Annotated in this window: 16 protein-coding genes; all 16 read right to left on the reverse strand. The window is 38.6% G+C overall.

Annotated elements, in window-relative coordinates; translation table 11 throughout:
* Positions 1-24: 24 nt before the first annotated feature.
* Entirely contained in the window at positions 25-1,020 is a 996-nt protein-coding gene (locus MN204_RS11860) for a tetratricopeptide repeat protein (protein WP_249871285.1), read from the reverse strand.
* A gap of 217 nt (positions 1,021-1,237) precedes the next feature.
* The gene (locus tag MN204_RS11865) at positions 1,238-2,902 is read right to left on the reverse strand and encodes a glycerol-3-phosphate dehydrogenase/oxidase (RefSeq protein WP_306798683.1); all 1,665 of its coding nucleotides are present in this window, start codon (positions 2,900-2,902) and stop codon (positions 1,238-1,240) included.
* Positions 2,903-3,126: 224 nt separating this feature from the next.
* Positions 3,127-5,520 carry a glycoside hydrolase family 31 protein gene (locus MN204_RS11870; RefSeq protein ID WP_249871286.1) on the reverse strand — a complete coding sequence of 798 codons (2,394 nt, stop codon included), beginning with the start codon at positions 5,518-5,520 and terminating at the stop codon, positions 3,127-3,129.
* 20 nt (positions 5,521-5,540) lie between these two features.
* The gene (locus MN204_RS11875; RefSeq protein ID WP_249871287.1) at positions 5,541-6,845 is read right to left on the reverse strand and encodes a TRAP transporter large permease; all 1,305 of its coding nucleotides are present in this window, start codon (positions 6,843-6,845) and stop codon (positions 5,541-5,543) included.
* A gap of 1 nt (position 6,846) precedes the next feature.
* Positions 6,847-7,329, reverse strand: a complete 483-nt coding sequence (locus tag MN204_RS11880) for a TRAP transporter small permease (RefSeq protein ID WP_249871288.1) — start codon at positions 7,327-7,329, stop codon at positions 6,847-6,849.
* An 840-nt stretch (positions 7,330-8,169) separates the two neighbouring features.
* A complete protein-coding gene (locus MN204_RS11885; protein WP_249871289.1) occupies positions 8,170-9,177 on the reverse strand; it encodes a TRAP transporter substrate-binding protein in 1,008 nt (335 codons plus the stop codon).
* 263 nt (positions 9,178-9,440) lie between these two features.
* Positions 9,441-9,986, reverse strand: a complete 546-nt coding sequence (locus MN204_RS11890) for a glycerol-3-phosphate responsive antiterminator (protein ID WP_249871290.1) — start codon at positions 9,984-9,986, stop codon at positions 9,441-9,443.
* 12 nt (positions 9,987-9,998) lie between these two features.
* On the reverse strand, positions 9,999-10,514 hold the full coding sequence (locus MN204_RS11895) for an acyltransferase (protein WP_249871291.1): 516 nt from the start codon (positions 10,512-10,514) through the stop codon (positions 9,999-10,001).
* Positions 10,492-11,151, reverse strand: coding sequence for a pyrophosphatase PpaX (gene ppaX, locus MN204_RS11900; RefSeq protein ID WP_249871292.1), 660 nt, complete (start codon positions 11,149-11,151; stop codon positions 10,492-10,494). The genes MN204_RS11895 and ppaX overlap by 23 nt, the downstream gene beginning before the upstream one ends.
* Complete coding sequence (locus MN204_RS11905) at positions 11,126-12,085, reverse strand: nucleoside recognition domain-containing protein (protein WP_249871293.1); 960 nt, start codon at positions 12,083-12,085, stop codon at positions 11,126-11,128. The genes ppaX and MN204_RS11905 overlap by 26 nt, the downstream gene beginning before the upstream one ends.
* A gap of 44 nt (positions 12,086-12,129) precedes the next feature.
* Positions 12,130-13,005: a prolipoprotein diacylglyceryl transferase gene (lgt, locus tag MN204_RS11910; RefSeq protein ID WP_249871294.1), complete on the reverse strand. Its 876-nt coding sequence runs from the start codon at positions 13,003-13,005 to the stop codon at positions 12,130-12,132.
* 21 nt (positions 13,006-13,026) lie between these two features.
* A complete protein-coding gene (gene hprK / locus MN204_RS11915) occupies positions 13,027-13,959 on the reverse strand; it encodes an HPr(Ser) kinase/phosphatase (RefSeq protein WP_249871295.1) in 933 nt (310 codons plus the stop codon).
* A gap of 341 nt (positions 13,960-14,300) precedes the next feature.
* Positions 14,301-14,660, reverse strand: coding sequence for a phage holin family protein (locus MN204_RS11920; RefSeq protein WP_249871296.1), 360 nt, complete (start codon positions 14,658-14,660; stop codon positions 14,301-14,303).
* Positions 14,660-14,854, reverse strand: coding sequence for a PspC domain-containing protein (locus MN204_RS11925; protein WP_249871297.1), 195 nt, complete (start codon positions 14,852-14,854; stop codon positions 14,660-14,662). Before MN204_RS11925 ends, MN204_RS11920 begins: the two co-directional genes overlap by 1 nt.
* 130 nt (positions 14,855-14,984) lie before the next feature.
* A complete protein-coding gene (gene bshB2 / locus MN204_RS11930; RefSeq protein WP_249871298.1) occupies positions 14,985-15,656 on the reverse strand; it encodes a bacillithiol biosynthesis deacetylase BshB2 in 672 nt (223 codons plus the stop codon).
* Between the two features lie 27 nt (positions 15,657-15,683).
* On the reverse strand, positions 15,684-16,037 hold the full coding sequence (locus MN204_RS11935) for a YojF family protein (protein WP_249871299.1): 354 nt from the start codon (positions 16,035-16,037) through the stop codon (positions 15,684-15,686).
* Positions 16,038-16,060: the final 23 nt, after the last annotated feature.

Raw genomic sequence — 16,060 nt, forward strand, 5'->3', positions numbered from 1 at the left:
TTCGCTGTCCGTCTATTTTTCTGCTCAGCTTTTAATCCATGGACCTTCCTCTTTGGAGAGTTTCGGATGTCTTCTACATCCTTCTTCCCAGATTGCGAGTGCTTTTCCAGGATCCCCTTTTTGAAACGCTGCAACACTGTACCACTTAAAATAGGACAGGTGGCTGTTCACTTTTTCTTTCGGAATCGTGCGGAAACGTGAATAGGCTTCCTTATGGAAACCAGTTCTTGCCAAGGTAATAGCGATGCGTAATTTTTGCTGCTCATGGATTGGATATATATTTAGTAATGCCTGAATATGATTTTGGTATTCCTCTTTCATACCTTTCTCATAATAATACAGCGCTAAATTAATATGGCTGTAGAGCGAGCTTGGATTTTCTTTCAGAATATCCTCTTCCATCTCAATCGCTTCCTGCTCATGACCTGTAAAGAACAGTGCCTGTGTATAGTCATGTTTCGCCATAGTATGCTCAGGGAATATTGTCATCATTTCTTCTATTATAGGAAGCGCTTTTTCCCACTCCATGTTTTCAAGATGATAAAACGCTGTTTCCTGATAAATGAGCAGTTCATCTTCATCTTCCAGATTCCAGTCGTCTTCGTCCTCTTCATCGATATCTATTAAATCCAGCAAGCTCTCGGCCTCTTCACTGAAATCTCCATCCGGTTCTTTTTCCAGATAGGAGTACGCATATTTTTTGGCATCATTCAATAGACCTAGATGCGCATAGTTATTCGCTAATAGGTAATAACAATCAATATAATCGCTGGATTGCAATACACTTGTCAAGAGCTGATTTGCGGCATGATAGGCACCAATTTCAGTATAAATAATCGACATTTGACATTTATACAGTGGCTCATCCGGTTTCATCTCTGTCGCTTTTTTCATCCATTTTATTGCTATATCAAACTTTCGTTTTTGAAAAGCTTCTACACCTTTAGTAAAGTAAAAATCACCTTCAGGAATAAAAGGGATAATGTTATTTGTTTTAATTTCCTTATCTTTTGCGTGCATGGATATCCCCCTAAATTCGCAACATTCGTCAAAAGTATACCATATTTTTATCTATATTAATATAGGATTGGAAGAAATTTGAAATGGACGCAAAAACAGAGCATGGTTAAATCATTTACGCCCTTCACTTTCTTTTATTTTGAAAAAGAATGATAGCAATAAAACGTGAAAAAAAGCCAACCGATTTTGATTGGCTTATAGTTATATCTTATAGGATTTATTTAATTGGTGTTACTGCTTCATGTATCAATTGCTTTAGCTCGGCTGAATAATCGTCTTTTTGTTTCTTATTCCATTTCAGCTTTTTTGCCATATAGTTCATTACATGCCGCTGGTGCTTTTCGACCCATTCTCTGTTGAAGTATAAAGCGCCTGTCCTTCGTATAAAGAAATCAGCAGGTTTATATGCCATTTCGTGTTCAATGGTATAGTTTAATTCTGCAAATACGATTGGATCAATCATTTCCTTAGCAGCTTCATCTTTACATTTTTGATAAATGTTAAAAAGTGTATCCACATTGGAACCGTATCGCTGTATGATTTGTGCCGCTATTTCATTTTCAATTCCTAAACTGATTCCGTTTTCAAGTTTAAGCTTCTTGAAATTTTCAAAACCCATCGAACCACCAACATCTCCACCGGATATAGGAAGATGTTTTGTATCACTTTTTGAATATAAGATTCCTTCTTCTTCCTTTAATTGGTTTACAATGGTATCGACTACCTGTTCCGCCATTTTCCGATATCCGGTAAGCTTGCCGCCAGCCATGGAGATTAGTCCGGAATTGGATATGAATATTTCATCCTTACGAGAGATTTCACTCGGATTGTCTGCACCATTTTCGGCAATTAGCGGTCGTAATCCAACCCAGCTAGATTCCACATTTTCAGCGTTAACGGTAATCATTGGAAACATATAATGTATAGCATCAAGTAAGTAATCACGATCCTCTTCTGTCATTAATGGGTTTTCCAGATTGTCATCATAGGCCGTATCTGTGGTTCCTACATAGGTTTTATTTTCGCGTGGAATCGCAAAAATCATACGCCCATCCGGTGCATCAAAGTAAATTGCCTGTTTCAAAGGAAACGTATCTTTCGAAAATACTAAGTGTACTCCTTTTGTCAGGTATAATGATTTCCCCAGATTCGATCCGTCAAGTTTCCTTAGACTGTCCACCCAAGGACCGCCAGCATTGATCACTTTCTTCGCATAAATAGGAATCAATTCCCCAGAAATTTGATCTTTAACGACTACTCCACATACTATTTTTGCTTCATCATATATAAATTCTATTGCCTTGGCATAGTTTACTGCATGAACGCCATGTTCCACAGCTTTCTTCAAAACTTCAATCGTCAGGCGGGCATCATCTGTCTTATATTCCACATAATAACCGCCACCTCTTAGGCCATCCCTTTTTATCAGAGGTTCTTTCTTTAGTACTTCTTCCGGGCTGAACATTAAACGGCGCTCCTTTTTTTTCACTCCTGCCAGAAAATCATAAACACGGAGACCAATATTCGATGTCAGCGGCCTAAGCGTACTCCCTTTATGAAATGGCAGGAGCATCCACTCAGGAGTTGTGACATGTGGACCATTCTCAAATACAATCGCTCTTTCTCTTCCGACTTCTGCAACCATCTTCACTTCAAATTGTTGTAAGTAACGCAGTCCTCCATGCACCAGTTTTGTCGACCGGCTCGATGTTCCAGCAGAAAAGTCCTGCATTTCAACTAAACCTGTTTTCAATCCTCTCGTCACTGCATCCAGTGAAATGCCAGCTCCGGTAATTCCTCCCCCGATAACTAATACATCCAGTGGTCCACTTTTCAAATTTGCGAAGATATCATCTCGATGATGGCTTGAGAATAAAGTCAATTCCAAACACTCCCTAATAATCGTCTATTGTCTATACGTAGCTTTTCCCTTTTTTAAAAATTTCCTATCTCGGAAAGACTTGAGAAACCAAAAAACCACAAACAAACTAATGCATTGTTGCACTAGTTGTTTGCGGTTTCTCCTTTTCTCCGACCAACCATTATTAACTTGTATTTAGTATAGCACAATGTTTCTCTCTTGTGGAATGAATCTGATGTACCGTTTTACTGTTCGATATTCCATATTAATGGTCGTTTCGAATCAGTATTCTGACCATTAATGAAAATAGATCGTTTTTCAGTTGAAGGAAGATATAGTTTTATATGATCATAAGGTAAATGGTAGTCCCCTTCAACGGCAAGTCTAATATCGACTTTATCTTCATATGTCTGTATCACCGTTTTAATATAAGCAAATTCACCTTTTTTATAATTAAAACTTTCACCATCATCTTCGTAAAATGAAGCAGTAAAGTAACCTTCTCCTAATGTTGGATAGATTAGTAATCCACGCTCTTCAAGGTTTTTATTTTTAAAACTAATCTCACCGTCCCTTACAGGAAAAACAGAACCAGATTGAGCAAACATGGGAATCTTGTCTAAAGGTGCATCGACAACAATTTGCGATTTCCCCTCATAGAAACGCCCATCATTTAAATCATACCAACCTATTTCATTATCAGGTAAATAGACTTCACGAGTGCGTGTATCTTTTTCCACTACATTGCAGACTAATAAATTTCCTCCAACCAGGAAATCATCATTTTCTCTAAAATTATTTGGATCATTTTCAAAGTAATAAAAAGTAGGAGTCAGAATAGGTTTATATTCCGTATGAGCCACATGCAGCAAATGATAAAGATAAGGAATCCATTTTACCCTTTCCTTCATTAGTTTACTGATTATCTCCATATAGTCCGGATACATCCATGGTACATTAACCGTATTGTCATCATTCCAGGAATGGATTGTAAAACGGGGATGAAAAATACCGTTTTGTATCCAACGGATGAAAAGTTCAGGATCTGGAGCACTTCCTGCAAAGCCACCAACATCATGTCCGTAATTGTATATACCGCTTAAACTTAAACCTAGCCCCATCTTCAAATTATAACGAATGGTCTTCCATTCAGTAAAATTATCTCCTGTCCATGTTTGTACATATCGTTGCATTCCAGGCGCACCAGAACGTGATATTAAATATGGACGTCTATCCGGATTATGTTCCAATTGGGCCTCATAAGAAGCCTTCATCATCAGCATGGTTTGAATTGGCTTTATTTCGCTTACTGGTATGGCGTCCTCGAATCCATTTGCCAATGCTGTATCATCCCATATTTCGTATTCATTATTGTCATTCCACGTTGAATCAATCCCATATTCCAATAACTCTTTTTTGACTTTGCTTTTCCACCAATCAAATGCAGCCTTATTCGTAAAATCCAAATAGGAACCGGTATCATCCCAGAATTGAGCAATTTCAGGAGTCACTCCATCGGAAGAAAGAATAAAATATCCCAATTTTTCCAATTCCTCATATAAAGGATGATCTTTAAGAAATGCTGGTTTGATATTTGCGCTAATATTTATTTTATTATCATGAAAGTAATCCACCATAGCATGTGGATCAGGAATTTTAGACAAATTCCAATGAAAGACATAGCGCTTTCCTTCAATACTTGTATATCCAGAAGAAAGCTGGAATAAATCACAAGGAATATCAAATGATTTACAAGCCTCTACAAACTTTTTCAGCTGTTCCTGTGCATCTGGCGCATCCGTATATGTCATCGTAGAGCCAGAATAACCTAAACTCCACTTAGGAGGCAAAATTGTGTTACCAGTCAATTTAGAAAATTTCTCAACAACTTCTTTTACTTGAGGTCCGTAAAAAAAATAATAATCCAAATTTCCATTTTTAGCTTGATAGTACTTATAGTTACCATGATAATTATCTAACTCCGAACCCATATCAAATACAGAATCACTATAATTATCGTAGAAGAGTCCATAGGAGAGTTTCGTAACTTCATTGTACGTTACATAAAACGGTATATGTTTATAAAGTGGATCCGTGTGTTCAGCATCATATCCCATAGCATCGATATTTAGCATTCTGTACCTCTTACCTGCCTTGTTTAAGGTACCACTTTTTTCCCCAAGACCATAGTAATGCTCTCCATGACTTCTCTGCAGATAATGAAATACGCCATCACCTAAACATTTATTAAAATTATAACTTTGTGTTTTCCTATCATTCACGATCAATACCCAATCATCCTGTTTTTTTCCATACCAGCTGATTTTGAATCCATTTAGATCAACCATAGCCTTCATGTTACTAGTTGAAACTTCAATTTGATTAGCTTTTGTAATAACATGATACTTAGGTAAAGAAAATGGGCTCAGATCAAACCTGTCCCGACCTTCTGCAGGAATATCCTCTGCCATAGGTGCGATTGTCCAAGTCTTATTCATAATCGGATGGTTGTCTGTAGGGATAAAAATACGGAAAACATCTTCTTCCAATATATACATGTATACATCCTGTTCCTTAGAATGAAAAATGATTTTATTCTTATCGGTAGACACAACATTAAATGCTATATCTTTGATCATGTGAACGCACTCCTCTCCATTTACATAAGACCAAATAATTTAGGTATTGCTAAGCTGAACCAAGGGAAATACGTAATTAATAATAGTGTAATTACGAGTGGCACATACATTTTCATCAATGGTCTTATCACAGATTCGATTGAAACATTTGCTATGCTACTTCCCACAAACAGCGCACTCCCTACTGGTGGTGTAGTAATTCCAATACATAAGTTAAATATTAAAATCACTCCGAAATGTACTGGGTCTATTCCTATCTGCAAGGCAATTGGCAGAAAAATCGGCGAAAATATTAATATAGCAGGTGTAATATCCATGAATGTCCCAACTATTAACAGAATAATATTCATCAACAATAGGATAATGATAGGGTTTTCAGAAACCGATAACAACAGTTCAGAAATAGCGCGAGGAATCCCCGCGTAGGCCATCACCCAAGACATAATAGAAGATGCTCCCACAAGAAAAAGGACAATGCCAGTCATTACAACCGTTTCCTTTAATATATTCGGAATTTGAAAGAGCTTAATCTGTTTATAAAAGAAAGATAAAATAATGGAATATAGAACAGCGACTGCCGCCCCTTCTGTAGCAGTAAAAACTCCAGCTACGATTCCCCCAATAACTACGATAATTAAGGAAAGACTTGGTAGAGCATCAATGATTACTTTTAATCCTTGTTTAAATGTAAGTTTATCTGATATGGGATATTTCGCACGTTTAGCAATGAAATATGCTGTAATCATAATGGAAACCCCCATTAAAATGCCTGGTAAATAGCCTGCCATAAACAAAGCTGATATGGAAGTACCACCACTAACCAAGGAATATACAATAAATGCAGTTGTCGGAGGAATTAGCAAACCAGCCGGAGCCGAAGCAATATTTACTGCAGCTGAAAAGGATGGATCATATCCTTCTTTCTTTTGCATCGGATTCATTAATCCTCCTATTGCTGCTGCTGAAGCGACTGCAGAACCAGAAATAGAACCAAACAGCATATTACCCACAACATTAGTATGTGCTAACGCCCCTGGCAATCTACCAACCAATAGCTTTGCCAGATTAATTAATCTAATTGCAATGCCGCCATTATTCATAATACTTCCCGAGAGCATAAAAAAGATTAGAGCGAGTAATGTAAAGCTATTGATACCTTGAAATAATTTTTGGGCAGCCGTAAAGGTGATCACATCTAAAGGAACGAAAGTCAATGCTGAAACAATAGAGGAGATACCAATGCCAACAGATATTGGCACTCCGATAGCAAGTAAAAGAAAGAACAAGCCAAATAAAACCAGTGATGTCAGTAATGCCGTTTCCAAATTAGTCACCTACCTTTTTGGGAATTCGATAATTTTTTATATCCAATAATTTATAAAAGATTATCAAAAAACCACTAATTGGCAATATAGAATAAATCAAGCCCGTTGAAATCCCAAGAATGGGGGTATTCTGTCCCATCGTAATATTCACCGCTTCAAAGCCACCAATTATTAATACCAAAACAGTGAATACTACAATAAATAAGTCATTTATTATTGTGATAACGAACTCATTTTTTCCTTTAAGTTTATTCTTAATAAACGTTAAAGCTAAATGCTGATTTGTTCCAAATGCATAGCTTGCACCAAGCATCGATGTCCAAACTAACAGGAAACCTAACAACTCATTGGTAAACGTACTCGGGTTAGATAAAACATATCGACTGAAAACCTGCCATAAAGCTCCAAGCACTAAGATAATCAACAAAAAGGAGGCAGAAATAAGGATAATTCGATCCAGTACATTTTTAATTTTTTCTATCATAATTTATATCACTTCCTTGTAAGTTTTGCTGGTTTATGAGCCTCGTATTTTATGTGAACTCCGAAATAACTTCTGCAGCGCTGAAATGGAAACTAGTTGCTTCTGCAGGCGCAGCCAGTATACACTTCGCTTTCCGCGGGCGGCTGGTGAGCCCCTTCATGCTAACGCATTTCAGTGACTCACCTATGCCTTTCCTCCCGCTGGAGTCTACGTGTATACTGGCTGCTGGTATAGGAGTTCTTTAAAAGGAAAATCTATGCAAGAACAAGCCAAACTTTTGATTTAACTTTGATAGCATCCAGCATTTTTATAACAAGCTACAAAGGCCTTTATGGTTCCTCGATGAATCTGAGTCACCTTGGGGAAAAATGCTTTATTCTCTTTGTTCTCTTTTACATTTCAGTAAGAAAATTAGTTTATATGTGAGGGGTCACCGTTTGCTGCTCATCCGTCTGGAGAATCTATATGATGTTATTTCAGCTATTATATGGATATTAATTGAACAATTTACTAACCAGCTCTGGGGAATTCACGGAGACTTCTGCGGGAGCAGAGGCATCGGTGAGACAGCGCAGCGCTTTAGCGCAAGTTGGCTCAACAGCCGCCCGCGAAAAGCGCAGTGAATTCCCCAGAGCGATTGCCGGAGAAACTATTTTCCAATATCAGTGCTGTTGTTTTAACATAAAAGAAGTTACGTCGCATTTTATATCAACTGCGATGAACTTAAGCTGCGTATCTCCTACCCTTCTATTTTTCGAAGGCTTATTTGTCAATTTAACGATGCAAAAGTTAAGACAGTAATTATTGAAGGTGCTCTTCATGAGCACCTTCATTCTCCATCTATTGATTTAACTCGTTAATGGCATCTATAATTTCTGCCAATCTTTCATCCTGACTATATTCTTCATGAAGAGGTTGGACAGCCTCAATAAATGGTTCTTTGTTTACTTCATAAAATTGTACACCCATCTCTTCTGCGTCCTTAACGGCTTCTTCAAGTGCCTGGTTCCAGAGTTCTGTATGTTCTACTCTGGACTCGTCAGCTGCATCTAAAAATGCCTGTCTCTGATTATCTGTAAAGCTTTCCCATTTTCCTTTATTTATAACAACAATATCAGGAATGTTTGTATGTTCTGAGTAGGAGAAAGCTTTCGAAACTTCACCATGTTGCCCTGTAGTCAAAGCAGTCGGATTACTTTCAGCGCCATCTATCACGCCTTGTTGAAGTGCTGTATAAATTTCACCGTATGCAAGCGGAGTCGGTGTACCTCCCAATAGTCTGACCATCTCTATCGCAGTCCTGCTATCCATAACCCTTATTAGCATACCCTCTAAATCTTCTGGTGTTTCAATCGGCGTATCTTTCGTATAGAAACTTCGTGCACCTGAGTCGAAATAAGAGAGTCCTATAAAATCATTAGCTTCCGTAGACTGATAGATTTCCTGCACAATTTCAGATTCCATTACATTCCGATAATGTTCATCACTTGTAAAGATATACGGTAGCGAGAATACGGAATACTCATCGGAGAAGGTTTCCAATGCCCCGGCGCTTACTTTCGTAATGTCAACGCTACCATTTTGCAGCTGTTCCAAAACTTCAGACTCACTTCCTAATACACCATTCGAAAAAATCTCAAACGTTATGGTTCCATTCGTTTTATCTTCTACAGCTTCAGCAAAGCTTGTAAGTGCAGTGTGTATTGGGTGATCCTCACTCAGATTATGAGCAAGTCTTAACTCCTGTGTTCCCTCTCCTTCTGCTTCTCCATTTCCCTCTGAATTAGAACCACATGCCACTAACAGGCCAAGTGCCAAGATACAAAAAAACAATACCAACTTTTTCAAATTAATCTTCCTTTCTTTTGAATTTTCTGATATTTGTTATTGAAACTTGTTATTCCATTTTCAGATCAGACTAAAAAGCTGAGACGTCTCTCCCCATCTTTACACCCCTTCTAGAAAACTTAACATGAAGAAACCCACATCATAATAAACTTACTATATTTTTAAATAGTAAGAGATTACAATGTGGGTCTCCAAATGCTCCATCACATAATTAACTTAAAATAATCATAACCAATGTTGCAAGCGCTGTCAACATTATTTTCCTAGAAACTCCATAATTCTGTTTTTGACGTTGATACAGCAATAGCACCCGCATCAAATGCTGCTTTCACATCTTCTTCTTTACTTAACAACCCACCGGCAATAATCGGGATATTTGTTTCCTTCAATACTTGTTGAATAACCGTTGGCATTAGACCTGGAAGTACTTCGATACAATCTGGTTTGAATTTCTCAACGAGCTTCAAATTATGGGTGAGTGCATGGCTATCTAACAAGAAAATACGCTGAATGGCTAATAAATTATGCTTCTTGGCAAGCTGTATAATATTCCCTCTCGTAGATAATATCCCATCTGGCTTTATCTCTCTAATTAAAAATTCCATGCCAAATTCGTCGGATTTCAAACCTTGAATTAGATCAAAATGGATAAGCACGAGCTTATTCGATCTCCTGGAATATTCCACAAGACTTTTTAACTGAACAAGCCTGGATTCAAGAATTACTATGAATGCATGGCTCGTATCCAATGCTTTCTCGAAATTCTTCATTTTTCGTACTACAGGCAAAACGCCCGTTGGCACATCCATGTTATCCCCACCTTATCGATCATCCTTATTCCGCTCTTCCATTTCTTCCTTCGTATAGATCAATCGCATCGGATTCCCACCGACAAAGGCACCTGCAGGAACATCTTTATGTACAAGTGTTCCTGCTGATACAATTGCATGATCCCCTATTGTGACCCCAGGAAGGATCGTACTATTGGCTCCAATCATCACTTCATCCCCAATGATTACTTCTCCGATACGATATTCCTTTATTAAGTATTCATGGGCCAATATCGTTGTGTTATAGCCGATGACACAATTACGACCGACAGTGATTTTTTCAGGAAACATGATATCCGGCATGACCATCAGTGCGAACGACGTCTCATCGCCTACCTTCATTCTCAAAAAAGTTCGGTATAACCAGTTTTTCATACTTAAAAATGGCGTATATCTTGCTAGCTGAATCACCATGAAGTTTTTAACTACCTTCCAGAACGGAACAGTTTTATAAATCTGCCACAAGGAGTTTGAGCTTTTCACTTTAAATCGTTCGGTTTGCCGCATTTTTCACACCTGCAATTGTTAGTAAGTCTGTCATTTGTTCCAGCATGTAAGTTGGATTGTATTCCATCAATCTTTCTTTTCCCTTCTGAGACCATGCTACCCCTGCCGTTTGTATACCAGCATTTTTGCCGGATTCGATGTCATGATAATTGTCTCCGACCATCAGTGTTGTTTGTGGATCGGCATTTAATGCTAGCATTGCTTTCAACACCGGTTCTGGATGTGGTTTTGCGTGTGTCACATCTTCTAACGCGATAATCGTGCTGAAGAAACTGTCCAGACCTGTAAGTTTTAATCCCATGTGTACAGTCGGTGACATTTTTGTCGTAACAATTCCAAGTTTTAGATGATGTTCTTGCAATTGCATGACCGTTTCCACCACCTCCGGAAATGCTGTCACATAATTATCGTGTTCAGACAAATTATGTTCCCTGTAAGTAGCAATCATCCTATCAGCTCTTTTAGAATCAATCCTTTTAAACGTTTCAATCAATGGTGGTCCATTGAACTCAAGTATTTCTTCTGGTGTAAACGTCAAATTATAATGATTAAATGTATGCTGAAAAGATGCACGTATCAATTCGTTCGTGTCGATTAATGTTCCATCCAAATCAAAGAGTATTGTACGAATGCTCATGTGTGGCTTCCTTTCTTTTCTTACTGTCTTTCTTGTTCCAGACATATGCAATAATCATTGTTAGGAGAATTGCCGTTACTAATCGTATAATGAGCAATGGCAATACCGGTATTCCAAGTGGAATGAATACAAGTGTATCTTCAACTACTGCGTGACAGGATACAAGAAAAATCATTGCCAGATACATATCCTTCTTCGATACGTTATCTTCTTTCACTGCCTGTATCATTAATCCAGCTCCATATGCTAATCCAATCGTCAATCCTGCAACCATTGTCATCGATGCGTTTTTGTCCATGCCAAGAACTTTTAAGAACGGTGCAAGTTTATTCGACATGGCCGACATCCAGCCTAGTTCGCGCAAGTACTGCATGACGATCATTAAAGGAATAACAATGATGGCTAACTGCAAAATAGCAAGTAAGGCTGTTTGCATACCATGCAACGCTATTTCACCCCAGCTGCTTAAAACAACTTCTGAAGATGAAACAAAACCATACTGTGCCATCTCGGCTCCACCGTTCCAGACAAGGTTAATAATGATAGCCGCAATTAATGCAAGTCCGACTCTTACTCCAATAATAACCCACCACTTGACACCGACCTTCGTCGCCACAGCTGACTCCACAAATAAATTATGTGAAAATGAAAGCATCATTGCCATAATAAATACTTCCTTCACCGTGAACTCAAATGATATGATGGCAGCGATTCCGGCATACAAATTAAGTGTATTTCCGAGAACCAATGGCACAGCTGCCTCGCCAGGAAGACCAATCAGTCCCATAGCAGGTGCCAATAAGCTAATGATCCAAGGCAATACAGGGGTAAATTGTAAAATAGTAACAATCAATGTAATTGGAAAAATCACTTTCCCCAAAGTCCAGGTTGTTTTCAGACCTTGCTGCAACCCTCGGTATAAAATTCCTGACATCTTTCTACCTCTCTTTCAAAATTACTGTAACACCTTTTATGAATCTATTTCTTTTTCTTTTTTCTTTTCTTCTTTTTATTCGATTTCTGTTTTTCAGGAACCGGAACATCGTTATATCTAGCAGTGACCGTTTTGCGTCGATAAATAATCAAAATAATTGATAAGACGATAAGTACGATGGATATTAACTGTGCCTGTCTTATGGCACCGCCGAATGCATATAAACTATCGGTACGCATACTTTCAATAAAGAAGCGCCCTATGGAATAAAAGATTGCATAACTTAGAATTATTTCCCCACGTAATGGATTATATTTTCTAATCAAAATCAGGAGAAAGAATACAAGAACGTTCCAGAAAGATTCATATAAAAACGTCGGATGGTACATCACACCATCAATTGTCATTTGGTTCATAATAAAATCAGGAAGATACTGATGAAAGCTTTCATATGTAGATTCAGAAATCGGTCCGCCATGTGCTTCCTGGTTCATAAAATTTCCCCAACGGCCGATAGCCTGCGCAAGAATCAAGCTTGGGGCTACAATATCCAGCAGTTGCCACCCTGAAACATTTCTTACTTTTGAAAAAACCATAGCGGTCAAAACGCCACCTATAACTGCCCCATGGATGGCAAGACCACCTTCCCAAACAGCAAAAATGCTCCACCATGGCCCGCCTGCATATCTATCCCATTCGAAAATAACATAATAAATTCGTGCACATAATATCGCAATTGGAACTGCGAATACAATAAAATCAATTAACAAATCTTGCTTTAAGCCCAGACGATCTGTTTCCCTCGTTGCCAAATAAATACCGATCAATGCTCCAAACGCAATAATTACACCATACCAATAAATTGTAAAAGGTCCAAGTTCAAGAAATACCCTGTCTAATGCAGGTGCACTATATATCAAAGAAAACCCACTCCCACTCATTTAGTCTTTTTGTTCATGTTCAATCATCGTTGTTAATCGTTCTGAAAACTCTTCTGCTGCATTGACACCCATTCGTTTCAAACGGAAATTCATTGCCGCGACTTCGATAATGACAGCAAGGTTTCTTCCAGGCCGAACAGGAATGGTTGCTTTCGGTAAATATACATCCATAATCTTCATTGTATCTTCGTCTAAACCAAGGCGGTCATATTGTTTTTTCTCGTCCCAGTTCTCCAAATTAATAACAAGTGAAATTCTTTTCTTCGATCGTACAGAGCCGGCACCAAATAATGTCATGACATTAATAATCCCCAACCCACGGATTTCCAGTAAATGTTCAATCAATGGTGGTGAATTACCAACAAGGCTATCATAATCTTCCTGGCGAATTTCAACACTGTCATCTGCCACAAGACGATGTCCACGTTTGACAAGCTCCAAGGCTGTCTCACTTTTACCAACTCCGCTTTGGCCAATGATTAATACACCCACCCCGTAAATGTCAACTAACACACCATGGATAGCAGTAAAGGGTGCAAATTTTGCTTCCAGGTAGTTGGTAAGTCTACTAATTACACGGGTTGTTTTCCGTGGGGAATGCAGAATCGGAACACCAGATTTATTGGACTCTTCAATTAAAATCTCTGGAACGTCCATTCCCCTTGATACAACGATACCCGGTGTAATATCTGTGCAAAGTTTTTTTGACCGATCTCGTTTCTGTTCGTCAGTTAAATCAAGGAAGTAGGTCATCTCCGTTTTACCGATTAACTGCAGACGTTCTTTCGGATAGTATTTAAAATAACCTGTCATTTCAATACCGGGGCGTGATATATCACTTGTAATAATCTCCCTGTTGATACCATCTTCCCCCGAAACCAAAGTCAGATTGAAATTTTCAAGTAAATCTTTTGTACGGACAATAGCTGCCATATAACTTCCTCCTAATCATTGAACTCCGGACGTAACTGATATACATTTTAGCATATGCAAAGAAAAAAACGTAGGCATGAGCCTACGTTTTTAGAGGTTGTTCAAAAAGTCCGGTGAAAATGACACTTCGATTTTCGCACGAATGCTTGCTTTTCCGCTACTCGCGTATAAATTGCATACGCTCCGTTGCTCAAAGCTTCGCCGTCTTGAACTTTCGACGCACAGGACGTGCTAGTGTCGGCGTCGCAACAAAGCTCTTCGATGGGGCGAGTAACCACAGTCCCAGGACGTTGCGTTCTTAGCCGACCGGTCCTTTTATCCCCCTATTTGAACACGCAATTTTAGCCTTTTAGGGAATCTTTTATTAAACTGTTTAAAAGCATACTGATTAACGAAATAACGATCGATGCAATAATTGCGATACCAAAGCCATCTATTACAAAAGAGGTACCCATTAGCGCCTGAGTAATCATTAATGTGATAGCATTAATGATTATCAAAAATAATCCCAGTGTCAGAATCGTAATTGGCAACGTCACTATAATCAGAATCGGTTTAACGAGTACATTCAAAATTGCCAAGAAAAAGCTGGCAAGCAATGCTGTACTGAACCCTTCCAAGTGAAAGGAGTCAAAGAGTTGGGCAACTGCTATCAGTGCAATTGCATTTAATACGAGAGAGACTAACCACCTTAACAACATCAGTAAATCTCCTCATCTATAGGTATGATTAAGGCGGCAACAAGATAAATCAATGCGAATGTCATAAAGCTTGGAATGAGTAAGATAACGAATATCAGTCTCAAAATTGTCGCATCAACATTGAAATACTCACCAAGTCCACCTAGCACACCTGAAATCATTTTATTTGATGTAGAACGGTATAATCGCTTCATTGTTTCATCCTCCTTGTTCATTATGTTTTTCCCAAATCGTTGTACTCTATAAACATATATACGGGAAAGAGGGTTGAAAAGTTTCCTAAATTAGAAAATCCCCCTGCAAATCTTCTGCAGGGGAACGACATTAGTCTTCAAAATTCCATGTATAGAATTGTTCTGTACTGAAACGCTTCTTAATATCTTCTTGGATTTCGCTTTCAAGCTTATCTACATGTTTAAATTGGCCCAGTACACCTGACGCCTGGGAATCATGGCAGAAGATAGCCTCCATTTTTTTATCAAAGTAGGCAGTAATGTCATTAATGACGTCCGGTTTTCCAAGGATATCCAAATAATTGTTTGTAATTGCCTGTGCCCAAACTTCGGGCCGCTTTGCCGGATCCATTAAACGGACTGCCTCGATTGCAGCTGCTCCAAGGGCATTATGATCTGGATGGACTGCATGGTCGGGATAATGCGTAATGACAAGGCTTGGTTGAATTTCTTCTAGAATCTGCTTTAAATGCTCGGCAATTTCCGCTCGGTCTTCAAATTCTAGCGTTTTATCACGATATCCAAGCATTTTCAAATTCACATCAAGCACGTTACATGCATGGATTAGTTCCTGTTTTCTAATTTCAGGCAATGTTTCCCGGTTGGCAAACGTCGGGTTGCCCATATTTCTTCCCATTTCCCCTAATGTCCCGCATAGGTACGTTACAGGAACTCCCTGCTCACGAAAATTGGAAATTGAACCAGCTGCACCAAATGATTCATCATCTGGATGCGGATATATGACGACAACATGCTTTTCCATTTTATTCACCTGTTTCCATTCATTAGTTTAGTATTTAAATGGGGTTTCGCTGATTTGCAGGGAAACCATCAATCGGCCTTCGCGGTCATGGCCCGCCATTAATAGTTGATTGTCTTCATGCATAACCCAGTCAGTCAGGCCTTCTGCATAAATCCATCCCATTTCCATTTTCAGACCAGCACGGTAAACCTTACCATCTCCTACCAGCTTAGCCTGGTTGAATACTACTTTCGCGTTTCGTATGTACGCTCCCACATTATATGCCTGTTCATTAAGATGACTGGCATACGCACCATTCGTTGTTTCCAAATGAACATATACGTTTTTATTGATAAACTGGTCCAGAACATCCTGGACTTTTTCAATTTCAATTGGCTTCATGTATTTATGCCTCCCAATATCCT

Source organism: Oceanobacillus saliphilus, from assembly GCF_023522835.1.
GTDB classification, from domain to species: Bacteria; Bacillota; Bacilli; order Bacillales; family Amphibacillaceae; genus Oceanobacillus; species Oceanobacillus saliphilus.

Excerpts from the sequence above, each read along its gene's own strand:
- MN204_RS11860 (WP_249871285.1), bottom strand. The coding sequence starts at position 1,020 with ATGCACGCAAAAGATAAGGAAATTAAAACAAATAACATTATCCCTTTT.
- MN204_RS11870 (WP_249871286.1), bottom strand. The coding sequence starts at position 5,520 with ATGATCAAAGATATAGCATTTAATGTTGTGTCTACCGATAAGAATAAA.
- MN204_RS11880 (WP_249871288.1), bottom strand. The coding sequence starts at position 7,329 with ATGATAGAAAAAATTAAAAATGTACTGGATCGAATTATCCTTATTTCT.
- MN204_RS11890 (WP_249871290.1), bottom strand. The coding sequence starts at position 9,986 with ATGGATGTGCCAACGGGCGTTTTGCCTGTAGTACGAAAAATGAAGAAT.
- MN204_RS11895 (WP_249871291.1), bottom strand. The coding sequence starts at position 10,514 with ATGCGGCAAACCGAACGATTTAAAGTGAAAAGCTCAAACTCCTTGTGG.
- ppaX (WP_249871292.1), bottom strand. The coding sequence starts at position 11,151 with ATGAGCATTCGTACAATACTCTTTGATTTGGATGGAACATTAATCGAC.
- MN204_RS11905 (WP_249871293.1), bottom strand. The coding sequence starts at position 12,085 with ATGTCAGGAATTTTATACCGAGGGTTGCAGCAAGGTCTGAAAACAACC.
- hprK (WP_249871295.1), bottom strand. The coding sequence starts at position 13,959 with ATGGCAGCTATTGTCCGTACAAAAGATTTACTTGAAAATTTCAATCTG.
- MN204_RS11920 (WP_249871296.1), bottom strand. The coding sequence starts at position 14,660 with ATGTTGTTAAGGTGGTTAGTCTCTCTCGTATTAAATGCAATTGCACTG.
- MN204_RS11925 (WP_249871297.1), bottom strand. The coding sequence starts at position 14,854 with ATGAAGCGATTATACCGTTCTACATCAAATAAAATGATTTCAGGTGTG.
- bshB2 (WP_249871298.1), bottom strand. The coding sequence starts at position 15,656 with ATGGAAAAGCATGTTGTCGTCATATATCCGCATCCAGATGATGAATCA.
- MN204_RS11935 (WP_249871299.1), bottom strand. The coding sequence starts at position 16,037 with ATGAAGCCAATTGAAATTGAAAAAGTCCAGGATGTTCTGGACCAGTTT.